General features: G+C 70.6%; 14 protein-coding genes. 5 read left to right on the top strand and 9 right to left on the bottom strand.

Annotation, left to right across the window (positions count from 1 at the left end):
* Window positions 1–58: 58 nt before the first annotated feature.
* Window positions 59–379, top strand: a complete 321-nt coding sequence (locus JWR86_RS00765; RefSeq protein WP_299559313.1) for a porin — start codon at window positions 59–61, stop codon at window positions 377–379.
* 51 nt (window positions 380–430) lie between these two features.
* Here the strand turns inward: JWR86_RS00765 and JWR86_RS00760 are convergent, their stop codons facing one another.
* A complete protein-coding gene (locus JWR86_RS00760; RefSeq protein WP_299559310.1) occupies window positions 431–1405 on the bottom strand; it encodes a tripartite tricarboxylate transporter substrate-binding protein in 975 nt (324 codons plus the stop codon).
* Between the two features lie 74 nt (window positions 1406–1479).
* Here JWR86_RS00760 and JWR86_RS00755 point away from each other — a divergent pair, with 74 nt between their 5' ends.
* A complete protein-coding gene (locus JWR86_RS00755; protein ID WP_299559307.1) occupies window positions 1480–2289 on the top strand; it encodes an aspartate dehydrogenase in 810 nt (269 codons plus the stop codon).
* A gap of 18 nt (window positions 2290–2307) precedes the next feature.
* On the opposite strand, the gene JWR86_RS00750 is transcribed toward JWR86_RS00755, so the two are convergent.
* The 8 genes from JWR86_RS00750 to JWR86_RS00715 form a co-directional block, all read right to left on the bottom strand.
* A complete protein-coding gene (locus tag JWR86_RS00750) occupies window positions 2308–3045 on the bottom strand; it encodes a sulfite exporter TauE/SafE family protein (RefSeq protein WP_299559305.1) in 738 nt (245 codons plus the stop codon).
* A gap of 69 nt (window positions 3046–3114) precedes the next feature.
* A complete protein-coding gene (locus JWR86_RS00745) occupies window positions 3115–3786 on the bottom strand; it encodes a fumarate hydratase C-terminal domain-containing protein (protein WP_299559302.1) in 672 nt (223 codons plus the stop codon).
* The gene (locus JWR86_RS00740) at window positions 3786–4748 is read right to left on the bottom strand and encodes a fumarate hydratase (protein ID WP_299559299.1); all 963 of its coding nucleotides are present in this window, start codon (window positions 4746–4748) and stop codon (window positions 3786–3788) included. The genes JWR86_RS00745 and JWR86_RS00740 overlap by 1 nt, the downstream gene beginning before the upstream one ends.
* Window positions 4745–6478, bottom strand: coding sequence for an FAD-binding protein (locus tag JWR86_RS00735; protein ID WP_299559296.1), 1734 nt, complete (start codon window positions 6476–6478; stop codon window positions 4745–4747). Before JWR86_RS00735 ends, JWR86_RS00740 begins: the two co-directional genes overlap by 4 nt.
* On the bottom strand, window positions 6478–6828 hold the full coding sequence (locus tag JWR86_RS00730) for a succinate dehydrogenase, cytochrome b subunit (protein WP_299559294.1): 351 nt from the start codon (window positions 6826–6828) through the stop codon (window positions 6478–6480). The genes JWR86_RS00735 and JWR86_RS00730 overlap by 1 nt, the downstream gene beginning before the upstream one ends.
* Window positions 6825–7157, bottom strand: a complete 333-nt coding sequence (locus JWR86_RS00725) for a succinate dehydrogenase (protein ID WP_299559291.1) — start codon at window positions 7155–7157, stop codon at window positions 6825–6827. The genes JWR86_RS00730 and JWR86_RS00725 overlap by 4 nt, the downstream gene beginning before the upstream one ends.
* On the bottom strand, window positions 7154–7888 hold the full coding sequence (locus tag JWR86_RS00720) for a 2Fe-2S iron-sulfur cluster-binding protein (protein ID WP_299559288.1): 735 nt from the start codon (window positions 7886–7888) through the stop codon (window positions 7154–7156). The genes JWR86_RS00725 and JWR86_RS00720 overlap by 4 nt, the downstream gene beginning before the upstream one ends.
* Before the next feature lie 68 nt (window positions 7889–7956).
* A complete protein-coding gene (locus JWR86_RS00715; protein ID WP_299559285.1) occupies window positions 7957–8895 on the bottom strand; it encodes a LysR family transcriptional regulator in 939 nt (312 codons plus the stop codon).
* 150 nt (window positions 8896–9045) lie between these two features.
* Between JWR86_RS00715 and JWR86_RS00710 the strand changes: the two genes are divergently transcribed.
* From JWR86_RS00710 to JWR86_RS00700, 3 genes are read left to right on the top strand one after another with little or no spacing between them, the layout of a single operon-like run.
* Window positions 9046–9981, top strand: a complete 936-nt coding sequence (locus JWR86_RS00710; protein ID WP_299559397.1) for a tripartite tricarboxylate transporter substrate-binding protein — start codon at window positions 9046–9048, stop codon at window positions 9979–9981.
* Window positions 9982–9991: 10 nt separating this feature from the next.
* On the top strand, window positions 9992–11641 hold the full coding sequence (locus JWR86_RS00705; protein WP_299559283.1) for a thiamine pyrophosphate-binding protein: 1650 nt from the start codon (window positions 9992–9994) through the stop codon (window positions 11639–11641).
* Between the two features lie 55 nt (window positions 11642–11696).
* Window positions 11697–12674, top strand: coding sequence for a tripartite tricarboxylate transporter substrate binding protein (locus JWR86_RS00700; RefSeq protein WP_299559280.1), 978 nt, complete (start codon window positions 11697–11699; stop codon window positions 12672–12674).
* Window positions 12675–12940 lie beyond the last annotated feature (266 nt).

Below are 12940 nucleotides of genomic sequence, written 5' to 3'. Positions count from 1 at the left end.
GCGGTCGCGTTTCGGCCAGCCCCTTTCGGCTCTCCCGCGCGGCCGCTACGATGCGGCCATGCGCCGTGCCGCACTCCTCCTGATCCTGGTCGCGAGCCCGGCCTGCGCCTGGGCTGCCGATCGGGCTCCCGCCGACGCGGCGCGGTCCTGCCCGCGCTACGGGCCCGGCTTCGTCGAGGTGCCCGGCACCTCGACCTGCATCCGGATCTCCGGCCGCGTGGCGACCGACTACACCGCCTCGGCCCGACGGGTCTCGCGAGACGACGTGCCGGGGTTTCGCACGCGCGGTCAGGTGTCGGTCGACAGCCGCACGGACACGGCCTACGGGCCGGTCCGCGGCTATGTGCGGATGCGGGCCGGGCCGCATCCAGGCTTCTGATCGGGCGCCGCCGCGGGCCGGAGCCCGGGCGGCCAGCAGCGGCGGCGGCCGCTACTCGATGGTGACGCCGCTCGCCTTGATCGGCGCGGCCCACTTGGCGACCTCGGATTCGATGAACTTCGCCAGGTAGTCCGGCGTGCGCCGGTCGGCCGAGACGAGCGTGGCGCCCAGGCCTTCCAGCCGCTTCTTCACGGCCGGGTTGTCCATCGCCTCGAGGGTGGCGTCCTGGAGCTTCTTGGCCACCGCGGCCGGCGTGCCGTTCGGCAGGAAGAAGGCGTTCCAGGTATAGGCCTCGAATCCCTTCAGGCCCTGCTCGTCGGCGGTCGGCAGGTCGGGGAGAACGGGCGAGCGCGTCTTGGTGAGCGTCGCCACCGCCTTGATGGCGCCGCCCTCGATTTGGGGCAGGGCCGTGGAGACGATCTCGCACATGTAATCGGCCCGGCCGCCCTGCAGGTCGGTCATGGCCGGGGCGGAGCCGCGATAGGGCACGTGCTGCACCGTGACGCCCATGGCGGCGTTGAGCAGCAGGCAGCCGAGATGCACGGCCGACCCATTGCCGGCCGAGGCGAAATTGAGCTTCGCCTGGTTGGCCTTCACGTAATCGGCAAATTCCGGAAAGGTCTTGGCCGGCATGTCCTTTCGGGTGACCAGGATCAGCGGCACCTCGGCGATCAGCGCCACCGGCATGAAGTCCTTGGCTGCGTCATAGAGCGGCCGCTTGTAGAGCGTCTGGTTCTGGGCGTGCGTGCCGACGGTGCCGAGCAGGAAGCTGTAGCCGTCGGGCTGGGCGGTCTTCACCCGCTGCGAGCCCGTCATGCCGCCGGCCCCGCCGACATTCTCGACGATCACCTGCTGGCCGAGGGTCTGGCTCATCCGCTCGGCCATGACGCGGCCCAGCACGTCGGTCGGCCCGCCGGCCGCGAAGGGGATGACCATGGTGATGGGCCGGGTCGGCCAGTCTTGAGCCAGTGCGCCATGCGCGGCGAAGGCCGCGAAGGCGAGGCCGGCGAGCGAGCGTCTCAACATTGTTGCCTCATGCGTTGTCCCGTACAGCCGAGCTGCTCGGCCGGACGGCGGAAGCGAAGAATGGACCAGGATTTATGCGAAGCACGCGGATCGGCATAGCGGGTCTCGGCGCGATCGGACGTGTCCTGGCGCGGCGCGTCGCCGCCCGGGATGTGCCCGGGCTGGAACTCGGCTGCGTGGCCGCCCGCGATGTGGGCAAGGCCGAGGCGTGGTTGCGGGCACAGGGTATCTCGGTGCCGGTGGTTCCTCTCGTCTCGTTCCCCGATTGCGCGGATGTCGCGGTCGAGTGCGCGCCGGCCGCCATCCTGGAGGAGGTCTGCCGACCCATGCTTGCGGCGGGCCGGCGCGTGCTCGTGCTGAGCTGTGGCGCGCTCCTGTCGCGCCCGCACCTGATCGACCTCGCGCGCGAGCACGGCGGCCAGATCATTCTGCCGACGGGCGCGCTGGTCGGCCTCGATGCCGTGACGGCGGCGGCCGAAGGCGAGATCCGCTCCGTCCGGATGACCACGCGCAAGCCGCCGGGCGGGCTGGCCGGCGCGCCCCATCTCGAGCGGCACGGCATCTCGGTAGACGGGCTATCGGAGCCGAAGCTCGTCTTCTCGGGATCCGCCCGGGAGGCGGCGCTCGGTTTTCCGGCCAACGTCAACGTAGCGGCCGCGCTGTCGCTCGCCGGCATTGGGCCGGATCGGACCACGATCGAGATCTGGGCCGATCCGACCGTCAGCCGGAACTGCCACGAGATCGCGGTGGAGGCGGATTCGGCGACCTTTTCGGTGCGGATCGAGAACGTGCCGTCGGACAACCCGAAGACGGCCCGCATCACGGCGCTGTCTGCGCTCGCGGCGTTGCGGAAGCTGCACGCGCCGCTGCGGGTCGGCACCTGACCGGCCGCTCGGGCGAGCTCAGAGCGCGAGCGTCAGGCCCGAGGCGAGCAGCATGAAGGCCAGCAGGCGGCGGAAGTTCTGCTCGTTCAGCCGCCCGTAGATGCCCCAGCCGACCCAGGTGCCGGCCGCGAGGGCGGGCAGCACGGCAGCGACCATCACGGCCCCGCTGAGGTCCAGGCTCACCGTGCCGAGCACGAGCACGGTGGCGGCGTGCGCCAGCAGGATGAAGGGCTGGTAGACCCCCCGCGCCCGCTCCTTGGTCCAGCCGCGGAGCTGGGTCCAGATGGTCGGAACCACGCCGGAGAAGCCGCCGATCCCGCCCAGCACGCCCCCGACGAAGCCGATCGCCGTGTCGGCGCCCCGCCCCCCGGCCGAGATCACGGGAAGGCGCGGCGCGATCAGCGCGTAGCCGCCATAGGCGACCAGGAAGATCCCGAGCGCGAACTTCACCCCGTCCACGTTCGCGACGGTCAGCACCCAGACGCCGATCGGAATACCCAGGAGCCCGCCCAGCGCGAAGGGGGCGAGCCGCGGGCCGTCGATGGACCGCCTGAGCGGCCAGACGAGGACGAAATGCAGGATGGTGCCGCAGGTCACGACCAGCATCGTGGTCCGCACGGGATCCAGCGCATGGAGCCAGATCGCCGAGGCCGAGAGGGCGAAGGCGAAGCCGGCTCCTCCGGCCGCGAGCGCCCCCACGAAGGCGCCCGCCCAGAGCACCAGCAGCAGCTTCAGCGACAGGCCAGCGATCAGCACGGCTCGGCCTCGGCCAGCGGAGGAAAGCGGAAGCACATCACGGGGCGACGGGGCTCGGGCGAGCCACGCTCAGATGACCTCGTCGGTCTTGTCGTCGGTTTCGCCGTAGCGGCGCAGCGTGGCCGGCCGGGTGCCCTCGTAGAGCCGGGCCAGACCGGGCGCGATCTTGGCGTTCTCGCGCTCGAACAGCGAATTGCCGGCGAGGTCGCTTTCCACGATGAACGGGCCGAACCGCTCCACGTCCAGCACCCACACGGCCTGCGCGAGGCCGAGCTCGTCCTTCCAGTACACGCCCGGCACGTCCTTGATGCCGCGCCCGAGGAGCGCGCCCGTGCCGTAGCCGACCGTGGTCAGGTAGATGGCGCCATGGGGCACGAAGACGTCGCGGTAGATCTCCGACGTCATGCCGCCCTTGCCGATGATGATGTTGCAGCCCGACAGCTTGAACCAGCCGTCCAGCCACTTGGCGAAGCGGAACGAGGCGGTGGCCGTCACCGCCCCGACATTGAAGCGGCCGTCCGGCTCGATCACGGCGGCGGGCGAGCAGTGGAAGTTGGCCGTGCCGAGATCGACATTGGCGGCCGGCATGCCGGCCCCGTCCTCGATGGCGCGCTTGTACACGCCCTCCCGGGCCGTGAAGAGCCGGCCGTTCAAATAGACGACGGTGCCGATCTCGAGCTCGGCCAGCGCCTCGCGGGAGGCCGGCAGGTTCAGCTCGACGGTTTTCAGCGGGCCGGCCATCACTGCGCCGCCGCCAGCAGCGGCGTCTCGCCCCACTCCACCGTGTCCCGGCGCGAATACGCGGTGAACCAATCCGGGTCGGTCCGAAACTCCGCCCGGCCGTCCGGGAAGATGCGGGCGGTGGCGCGGCGCGAGGACAGGCAGAACATGTGCACGCTCATCGGCATGCCGCCCGTGTGGCAGTAGCCGACCTCGATGTGGCAATCGACCACCATGGACGAGCCCATGAAGCCCATGGCGCCCATGCCGATGGAATTGCCGAGTTCGCGGAACTCCTCCTCCATGGCGGCGATTTTCGGGTCCGGATTGCGGCTTCCGACCGTGCGCAGGCAGGAGGCCTGCTTGCCCAGCACCATGCAGGCGTCCTTGGAGCCGCCGAGCCCGATGCCGACGATGGCCGGCTGGCAGGCGAGGCCGCGCTTGCCAAAGCCGATCAGCGTGTCGAGGAAGAAGCGCCGGATGCCTTCCAGGCCGTCGCCCGGGAACAGCATGCGGTAATCGGAGCCGAACAGCCCGCCCTTGTGCACGGTGGTCAGGTCGACCCAGTCGCCCTCCGGATGGAAGGCGTATTCGATCTCCGGCGCGTTGATGCCGACATTGTTGTTGTGGTCGGTGCGCCAGAGCGGGTGCACCCGGTTCGGCCGCAGCGGCACCCCCGTGGTCGCCCTGGCCGTGGCGCGCCGAAGCGCCGCCTCGAGCCCGACCGGTCCTCCCTCGACCCGGGCCTCGTTGCCGTATTTCACATACCAGCGCGGCACGCCGGTATCGCCGCACATGGCGCGACGGTCCTCCTTGGCGGCCTCGTAGTTCTCGAGCATCGCCTGGATCACGAAGGCGGACAGGTCCCCCTTCTCGGTGTCGGCGCAGCGGCGCAGGCCGGCCAGGTAATCGTCCGGAATCTCGATGGCCGCCTTGGCCATCAGGGCTTCGGCCGTGCTCTGGAGGGAGGCGAGGGGGATCATTCTGCGGCCTCCTTCACGTCCAGAAGCGACTGCCCCGGACGCACAATGGTGAACTGGACCGGCTCCTCGGTGATGGCGAGCCCCGCCGCACCTTGCCGGACCACCGTGTAGGTGGAGGTGTCGAGATCGCCGGGCTCCGGGAAGTCGGAGCGGAAATGGGCGCCGCGCGAATTCTCCCGCCGGCCGGCCGCGAGGGCGATGACCCGGCTCGTCTCCACGAGCGAGCGCAGGTTCAGCCAGTCGTGCCAGGTGAGATTGAAGGCGCGGTCGCCGTCCGCGACCCCCGTCTCCAGCAGCTCGGCCTCCAGCGCATCGAGCCCGGCGAGGCCGCGCGCGATCCCTGCCGCATCCCGCACCACGCCGACCTCGTCCCACATCAGGTCCATCAGCCGCTCGCGCAGGACGTGGACGTTGCCGGGTGTCTTGCCGAAGGGATGCTGGGCCCGGGCGATCTCGGCCGCCAGCACGTCCTCGTCGGGCGCGCGCCGGCCCGGATGGGCGGCGATCCAGCCCGGCATCACGTCACCGGCGATGCCGCCGAACACGGTGGAATTGGCCACGCCGTTGCCGCCGAGGCGGTTGGCGCCGTGCATGCCGCTCGCATCCTCGCCCGCCACGAACAGGCCCGGCCACTCGGTCGAGGTGTCGGGCCGGCACTGCACGCCGCCCATGAAGTAATGCGCGGTCGGCACCACCTCGACGAGCCCGCCGGCGAGGTCGAAGCCGCAATCCCGGCAGCGGTCGACCATGCCCTTGAACTTCTTGGCTACGTCCTTGGGCCCGAGATGGCTCATCTGGATGTAGACGCCACCGTTCGGGGTGGTGCGGCCGGCCTTCATCTCGGCATAGATCGAGCGCGAGACCACGTCGCGCGTCGCCCGTTCCAGCTTCGGGTCGTAATCGGCCATGAAGCGCCGCATGCCGCCGTCCAGCAGGTAGCCGCCGGCGCCCCGCAGCCCTTCCTCCAGCACCGTCCCGGTCATGCGGGTGTCCGGACCGGCCAGGAGCCCGGTCGGGTGGAACTGGACCATCTCCATGTCGCGCAGCTTCAGCCCGGCGCGGAGCGCCATGCTGAGCCCGTCCATGCTCTTATCGCCGGACGGCGTATGGTAGCGGTACATGGTCGGCCCGCCGCCGGTCGCCATCAGCACCGCCTTGGCTTCGACAAAGCGAAGCCCGCCGGTCCGGACGTCGATCATCAGCACGCCGGAGACCGAGGCGCCGTCCCGGGCCGGGATCAGGGCCAGCGCGCGGTGCTCCTCGAGCTTGGCCACGCCCGGCCGTTTCCAGACCTGCTCCATCAGCCGATTGATGATCTCGATGCCGGTGAGGTCGCCCTTGTGCACCGTGCGGTCGAAGGTCTGGCCGGCGAAGGCCTTGCCGTGCAGCGTCCCGTCCGGATTGCGGTCGAAAAAGCAGCCGACCTCGTTTTCGAGTTCCCGCACCCGCACCACGGCCTGGGTCACCAACGTCCAGGCGAGGTCCTGGTCGGGCAGCCATTTGCCGCCCTCGATCGTGTCCATGAAATGGCGCTCGATCGAATCCCCGGGATTCAGCGCCACGTTGTAGCCGCCCTGGACCATGCGGGTGCAGCCGCACTTGCCGAGCAGGCCCTTGGTGGCGAGCGTGATGGACAGATCGGGCGCGGCCGCGTGGGCATGGAGCGCGGCAAAGAGCCCGGCGCCGCCGGAGCCGAGGATCAGGATGTCGGTCTGCAGGCGCTCCAGCATCACAGCACCCTGATCAGGAACACGAAGGCCAGGAGCATGGCGAGGCCGCCGGCCGCGCTGGCGAGCTTCGCCTGATTGCCGCGCCAGGTGAAGTTCTCGACGAAGAGGATCCGGAGCCCGCCCAGGAAATGGACAGCCAGCAGGAACACGAGCCCGGTCTCGCCGAGCTTCACGGCCGGCATGTCGGCGAAGCGGAAAAAGCCGTCGAGCCGGGCGCCATCCTCGACCGCAAGGGCGAGCGTCAGGAAATGCAGCGGCAGAAACACCGCGAGGCCGAGCCCGGACAGGCGATGCACCAGGGCCGCGTACCAGAGCGCATTGCGCCGGCGGGAGAGGGCGCCGACGCTCATCCGAGCACCACGGCGGCGACGGCCCGGGCGCCGAGCGCGACCAGCACGGCCCCGAAGGCGGTCGAGATCAGGGCTGCGGCCCGGCTGCGGAGCCCCGGCACCCATTCCACCAGGATGTTGCGCAGCCCGATCGAGGCGTGGATGGCGGCGGCCAGCACGAACACGCCGTAGAACAGGCCCCAGGTGATGCTGCCGCGCGTGCGGCCGAGGATGTCGGCGGCCGTGAGGCCCTGCCGGGTGGCGTAGAAGATCACCGCCAGATGGACCAGCACCAGCGGCGCCATCAGGGCCGCGGTGCCGCGCTGCCAGACATAGAGCCGGACGTTCATGCCTCGATCTCGCCGCGCAGGTAGGCGAGCGCGGTCAGCCGCTTGAGACCCGCGATGGAGGCGGTCGGGTTCAGCGTCTGCGGGCAATGCTCCTGGCAGGATTGGTGCGAATGGCAGGCATGGCAACCGCCCCCCGAGGCCACGGCCTGGAGCCGCTCCGTCTGGCCGGCGTCGCGGACGTCGTTGGCCAGCGTCCAGGCCCGGTTCAGGGCCGCCGGGCCGAGATAGTCGGTGTTCCACTTCACCGTGTCGCAGGCCGCATAGCAGACGCCGCAATTGATGCATTCGACCCCGGCATCGGCGAGCTGGCGCTGGCGTGTGTCCGGCCGGATCGGCTCGATCGCGTCGTCGCGGGTCTTGGACGGCTCGAAGACGCCCTTTGCGTCCTGCCACTTCTCGAAGAACGGCCGCATGTCGGTGGCGAGGTCCTTCACGACCGGCAGGTTCTCGAGCGGCCCGACCGTCAGCTTGTCGCCCTTGGCGACCCGGCTCACATGCGTCCGGCAGGTCCAGCGCGGACGGCCGTTCACGGTCATGGCGCAGGAGCCGCACATGCCAACCCGGCAGGCGAAGCGGTAGGACAGGGTCGGGTCGAGGTGGCGCTGCACGTAGGTGACGACGTCGAGCACCGTCTGGCTGTCGCGGCTCGGGACCGAGTAGGTCCGGTAGGCGCCGTCCGCGCCGCCGCGCCAGATCGAGACCGAGAGATCGGGTTTGCCGGAAGGGGTCATGGCGCGTCCATAGCACCCGCTCTTCTTATGAAAAAACGAATATCTCTCAATCGAGAATTCGATTTCTTTCAGGTTGCTGGCACCGGCCGGGCGCGTTTCGGGCTGCGCGGCTGGCGCCCAGGGGGGGCGACCGGCTTGGCCGGGTCCTCCGCCGCCTTGAGCGCGGTGAGCAGCACCTCTGCCAGCGTGGCCTTGGGATGGCTGGGCTGGTGCACGAGGCCCAGCGTGCGCCAGGTCGGCGCACCGGGGAAGTGCACGGCCCGGATGGCGGGCCCTGGCGCGTCGCCACTGGAGCGCAGCGGCACGATCGAGACGCCGAGCCCGTGCCGCACCATGGTCGTCACGGCTTCGAGCGTGTCGAGCGTCATGCTTTCCCGCGGCTTCAGGCGGCGTCGCTTCAGCAAACGATCGATGGTCTGCCCGACCCAGGCCTGACGCGTGTAGCGGATAAAGGGATAGCTCGCGATCAGCTCCTCGGGCTTGCGGGCCGGGGCGTCGGCCGGCGCGATCAGCACGAGCGGCTCGCGGGCGAAGGGGGACCAGGTCAGGCCGGCGCCGCCTTCCAGAAGGTCGCTGACGATGGCGGCGTCCAGGAGGCCGCGCTCCAGGCGCTCGACCAGCTCCTTCGACGGGCCCATCGCGAGCTCCACGTGGAGACCAGGATAACGCTCCCGCAGCGCCACCAGAGCGCGCGGCAGCACGCCCGTGACCACGCTCGGCACCGCGCCGAGCCGCAAGTGGCCCTCGACGAGGCGCTCGCCGGCCGGCTGGAACAGCCGGTCATAGGCTTCTACCGCCTCCCGAGCCCGGGGCACGAGCGCGCGGCCGGCCTCGTTCAGCAGGGGAGGGCGCCGGCTGCGGTCGAACAGGGTGGCGCCGACCTCTTCCTCGAGCGCCCGCATCTGCACGGTCACGGCCGATTGCGTGCGGCGGACGGCACGGGCCGCCACCGCGAAGGAGCCGCCTTCGGCGATGGCCAGAAAGGTGCGCAAATCGCGGATGGACACCGAGAGGAACTCCGGAATGTCTCAAGTCGAGATTGAGCATATTTCGCTTTCGTTCAAGTCCGGCTTCGGCTTAGTTCGGTTCCAAAGAGGACCGGGGAGGACACGACCGTGCGAGGTTGGCTGAGACGCACCGCCGTTTTCGGGCTGGCGATGAGCTGGGCCGCCCTGGCTTCGGCGCAGGACTATCCGAGCCGTCCGATCACGATCGTGGTGCCCTGGGCGGCCGGGGGGCCGACGGATGTCGTGACCCGCATCCTCGGCCAGGCCATGAGCACCGATCTGAAGCAGCCGGTCGTGGTCGAAAACCTCGGCGGCGCATCCGGGACGGTCGGCGCGGCGCGGGCGGCCCGGGCGACTCCGGACGGCTACACGCTGTTTCTCCACAACATCAGCCACGCCACCGCGCCCTCGCTGTACAAGTCGCTCCCCTACGACCCCGTCGAAGACTTCGAGCCGATCGGCCTGATCCTGGATGTGCCGCAGGCTGTGGTGTCCAAGAACGCTCTGCCGGCCAAGACGCTGCCGGAGCTCGTGGCCTACCTCAAAGCCAATCGCGACAAGGTGAACCTCGCCCAGGCCGGGCGCGGCTCCGGCTCGCATCTGTGCGCGCTCCTCTTCATGAGTGCGATCGACACCAAGCTGACCGAGGTCGCCTACAAGGGCACCGGCCCGGCCATCACCGACCTGATGGGCGGGCAGGTCGATGTGATGTGCGACCAGGTCTCCAACACCGGCAATCAGATCAAGGCCGGGACGATCCGGGGCTATTGCACCACCATCAAGAGCCAGGTCGCGTCCCTGCCGGACGTGCGGCCCTGCACGGAGGCGGGGCTGCCGGGCTTCGACGCCAGCGTCTGGCACGGGCTGTACGCACCCAAGGGCACGCCGAAACCCGTGCTCGACCGCGTGAATGTGGCACTGCGGGCCGCGCTGCGCGACGGCACCGTCAAGGCCCGGCTCGCCGAACTCGGCGCCGTTCCGGTGGCAGAGACCGACGTCACACCGTCCGCCCTGCGGAGCCACCTCAAGGCGCAGGTCGAGAAATGGGCGACGGTGATCCGCGCCGCGAAGCTTCAGCCCGAATAGCGAGACCGGCATGTCTGAATCTCGGGGTCGCCTGAGGGGGGCCGACCTGCTCGCGCGGGCGCTCGACCGGGCCGGGCTCCGGACGGTGTTCACCCTGTCCGGCAACCACATCATGCCGGTCTTCGACGCGGCGCTCGGGACCGGCCTCCGGCTGATCCACACGCGCCACGAGGCCGCGGCGGTGCACATGGCGGACGCCTGGGCGCGCCTGCGCGGCGAGTGCGGCGTGGCGCTGGTGACGGGGGGCGCCGGCCACACGAACGCGGTCGCGGCGTTGCCGACCGCGGAGGCAGCGGAATCGCCCGTGCTCCTGCTGTCCGGCCACGCCCCGCTCACGGAACTCGGTCGCGGTGCCTTCCAGGAGCTGCGCCAGGCCGAGATGGCCGCGCCCGTCACCAAGGCGTCCTGGACGGCCGGCTCGGCCGAGGAGCTCGGCCACGAGGTCGCCAAGGCCGTCCGCATCGCGCGGTCGGGCAGGCCCGGTCCGGTGCATCTCAGCCTCCCGGTCGACCTGCTCGAGGCCGAAGTCGCGGATAGGCCCGAGCTGTGGCCCGATCCTGCCGCCTTCGCGCCTGAGCCGCGGGGCCTTGCCCGGTCCGACCTCCAGGCGCTTCTCGCCCTGCTCCACGCCGCGGCACGGCCGCTGATCCTGGCCGGGCCGACCCTGTGTCAGGCTCCGGCCGGGGACGTGCTGTCGCGCCTCACCCGATCCACCGGCCTGCCGGCCGTCGGCATGGAAAGCCCCCGCGGCATCAACGACCCGAGCCTTGGGGCCTTCGCGGAGGTGCTGAAGCGGGCCGACCTCGTGGTGCTGCTCGGCAAGCCGCACGACTTCACCATCCGGTTCGGCGAGGCTCCCTTCGTGGATCCCGGCTGCCGCTTCGCGGTGATCGATCCCGACCCGCGGCTGATCGACCGGGTGCGGCGGGAGAAGGGGGAGCGGCTGGTTCTGGCCGCGCAGGCCGACGCCCTGCCGTCCGCCGAAGCGATCATCGAGGCGGCGGGCGCGCAGATCCGTGACGACGGCGGCTGGTGCGACGAGGTCGCGGCCGCCTTGTCGTTCCGGCCGGAGAGCTGGGCCACGCAGGGGCCGAGCGCGCCCGGCCGGGTGCATCCCGCCGAGCTTTGCCGCGCGCTCACCTCCGTGCTGCTGCGCCGGCCCGACGCGGTGCTGTGCTGCGACGGCGGCGAGATCGGCCAGTGGCCGCAGACGATCCGGCGCGACGGCCTGCGCGTGATCAACGGCGTGGCTGGTTCGATCGGCGCCGGCGTGCCCTTCGCGGCCGGGGCCCGGGCGGCCACAGGCGCGCCGGTGATCGCCGTCATGGGCGACGGCGCCTTCGGCTTCCACCTGACGGAGTTCGACACGGCGATCCGCTACGGGCTGCCCATGGTGGTGGTGGTCGGGAACGACGCGACCTGGAATGCCGAGCACCAGATCCAGCTCCGCACCTACGGGCCCGACCGGGCACATGGCTGCGAGCTTCTGCCCACGCGCTACGACCGCGTGGTGGAGGCGCTCGGCGGCCATGGCGAGCACGTCACGGAGGCCGCGGATCTCGGGCCTGCGCTGGAGCGCGCGCTCGCGAGCGGGCGCCCGGCCTGCATCAACGTGGTTCTGGACCGGGTGCCGGCGCCGGTGATCCGCCGAGCGGGCTGAGGGTCGCAACACGGTCCAACGGCAAAGGCCGGGACCTCCAGGGAGAAACGCCGCCGTGATCAGGTTTCCGCTCGCTGCCGCCGCCGCGGCTTCTCTGCTCGGGCTGCTCACCGGCCCGGCTGCCGCTCAGGCGCCGACCTACCCGGTGCGGCCGGTCACCGTCTTCGTGCCGTTCGCGGCGGGCGGAACGGCCGATGCGCTCGGCCGCATCTTCGCGGAGGGTCTTTCGGCCCGGCTCGGCCAGCAATTCCTGATCGAGAACCGGACTGGCGCCGGCGGCAACACGGGCGTGGCCGCGACCGCGCGCGCCGCTCCGGACGGCTACGGGCTCGGCGTCGCCTCCGTGACGATCGCCATCAACCCGCATGTGTACAAGGAGAAGATGCCGTTCGACCCGGTGAAGGACCTCAAGCCCCTGTTCCTGATGGCCACCCAGCCGAACGTGCTGGTGGTGCATCCGTCGATCCCGGCCAAGACGCTGCCGGAACTCGTGGCCTACCTGAAAGCCAATCCCGGCAAGGAAAGCTTCGCGACCTCGGGCGTCGGCACCTCGCTCCACCTCTGCATGGAGCTGCTGATGAGCCAGACCGGGGTGAGCCTGCCGCATGTCGCCTACCGGTCCTCGAACCAGGTGATCCAGGACGTCATCGCCGGCCACGTGAAGGTCGCCTGCGACAACGCCGCGAGCGCGGTGGCCCAGGTCAAGGCCGGCACCGTGCGGGGCATCGGCGTCAGCTCGCAGCAGCGCCTCGACGACCTGCCGGACCTGCCGGCCATCGCCGAAACGCTGCCCGGTTTCGAGGCCCTGACCTGGTTCGGCTTTGTGGCGCCGGCCGATCTCCCGGCGCCCATCGCCGACAAGCTCGTGGCCGAGTTGAAGGCCGTCGGGGCCGACCCCACCGTGCAGAGCCGCCTGAAGCAGATCAGCGCGGTGCCGAGCACGCTCGCGGCGGGCGAGTTCGGCGCGTTTATCCGGTCGGAACTCGCGAAGTGGGGTCCGGTTGTCGAGAAGGCCGGCATCAAACAGCCCTGACGGCCAGCGGAGCACCCAGGGCCGGCGCTCCCCCGTTCGCCCCGTGCCGGGAGGCGGCGGCCGACCCCGGCCGGCCGGCGAGCGGCCGCCTGCAGCCGCGCAAATCCTTCGGCGAAACCGTGCCTGTGCAGTGTTCCGGGCTGACACCTTCGCGCCCGGAGGCGGTTCACGACTTGTTAACTGAATTCCTGGGATTTGATTTACATTTTGTTAACTGTCGGCTTCATTCGCCATAGGTTGGCTGTGAGGCGGTCATGTTGGATGCG

It is taken from the genome of Enterovirga sp., assembly GCF_028290205.1.
GTDB lineage: Bacteria > Pseudomonadota > Alphaproteobacteria > Rhizobiales > Beijerinckiaceae > Enterovirga.
The sequence above is the reverse complement of the archived record's forward strand: the minus strand, read 5'-3'. Positions and strand labels throughout refer to the sequence as shown.

Coding starts and splice junctions, on each gene's coding strand:
- JWR86_RS00765 (WP_299559313.1), top strand. CDS start 59: ATGCGCCGTGCCGCACTCCTCCTGATCCTGGTCGCGAGCCCGGCCTGC.
- JWR86_RS00760 (WP_299559310.1), bottom strand. CDS start 1,405: ATGTTGAGACGCTCGCTCGCCGGCCTCGCCTTCGCGGCCTTCGCCGCG.
- JWR86_RS00755 (WP_299559307.1), top strand. CDS start 1,480: ATGCGAAGCACGCGGATCGGCATAGCGGGTCTCGGCGCGATCGGACGT.
- JWR86_RS00745 (WP_299559302.1), bottom strand. CDS start 3,786: ATGGCCGGCCCGCTGAAAACCGTCGAGCTGAACCTGCCGGCCTCCCGC.
- JWR86_RS00740 (WP_299559299.1), bottom strand. CDS start 4,748: ATGATCCCCCTCGCCTCCCTCCAGAGCACGGCCGAAGCCCTGATGGCC.
- JWR86_RS00735 (WP_299559296.1), bottom strand. CDS start 6,478: ATGCTGGAGCGCCTGCAGACCGACATCCTGATCCTCGGCTCCGGCGGC.
- JWR86_RS00730 (WP_299559294.1), bottom strand. CDS start 6,828: ATGAGCGTCGGCGCCCTCTCCCGCCGGCGCAATGCGCTCTGGTACGCG.
- JWR86_RS00725 (WP_299559291.1), bottom strand. CDS start 7,157: ATGAACGTCCGGCTCTATGTCTGGCAGCGCGGCACCGCGGCCCTGATG.
- JWR86_RS00720 (WP_299559288.1), bottom strand. CDS start 7,888: ATGACCCCTTCCGGCAAACCCGATCTCTCGGTCTCGATCTGGCGCGGC.
- JWR86_RS00710 (WP_299559397.1), top strand. CDS start 9,046: ATGAGCTGGGCCGCCCTGGCTTCGGCGCAGGACTATCCGAGCCGTCCG.
- JWR86_RS00705 (WP_299559283.1), top strand. CDS start 9,992: ATGTCTGAATCTCGGGGTCGCCTGAGGGGGGCCGACCTGCTCGCGCGG.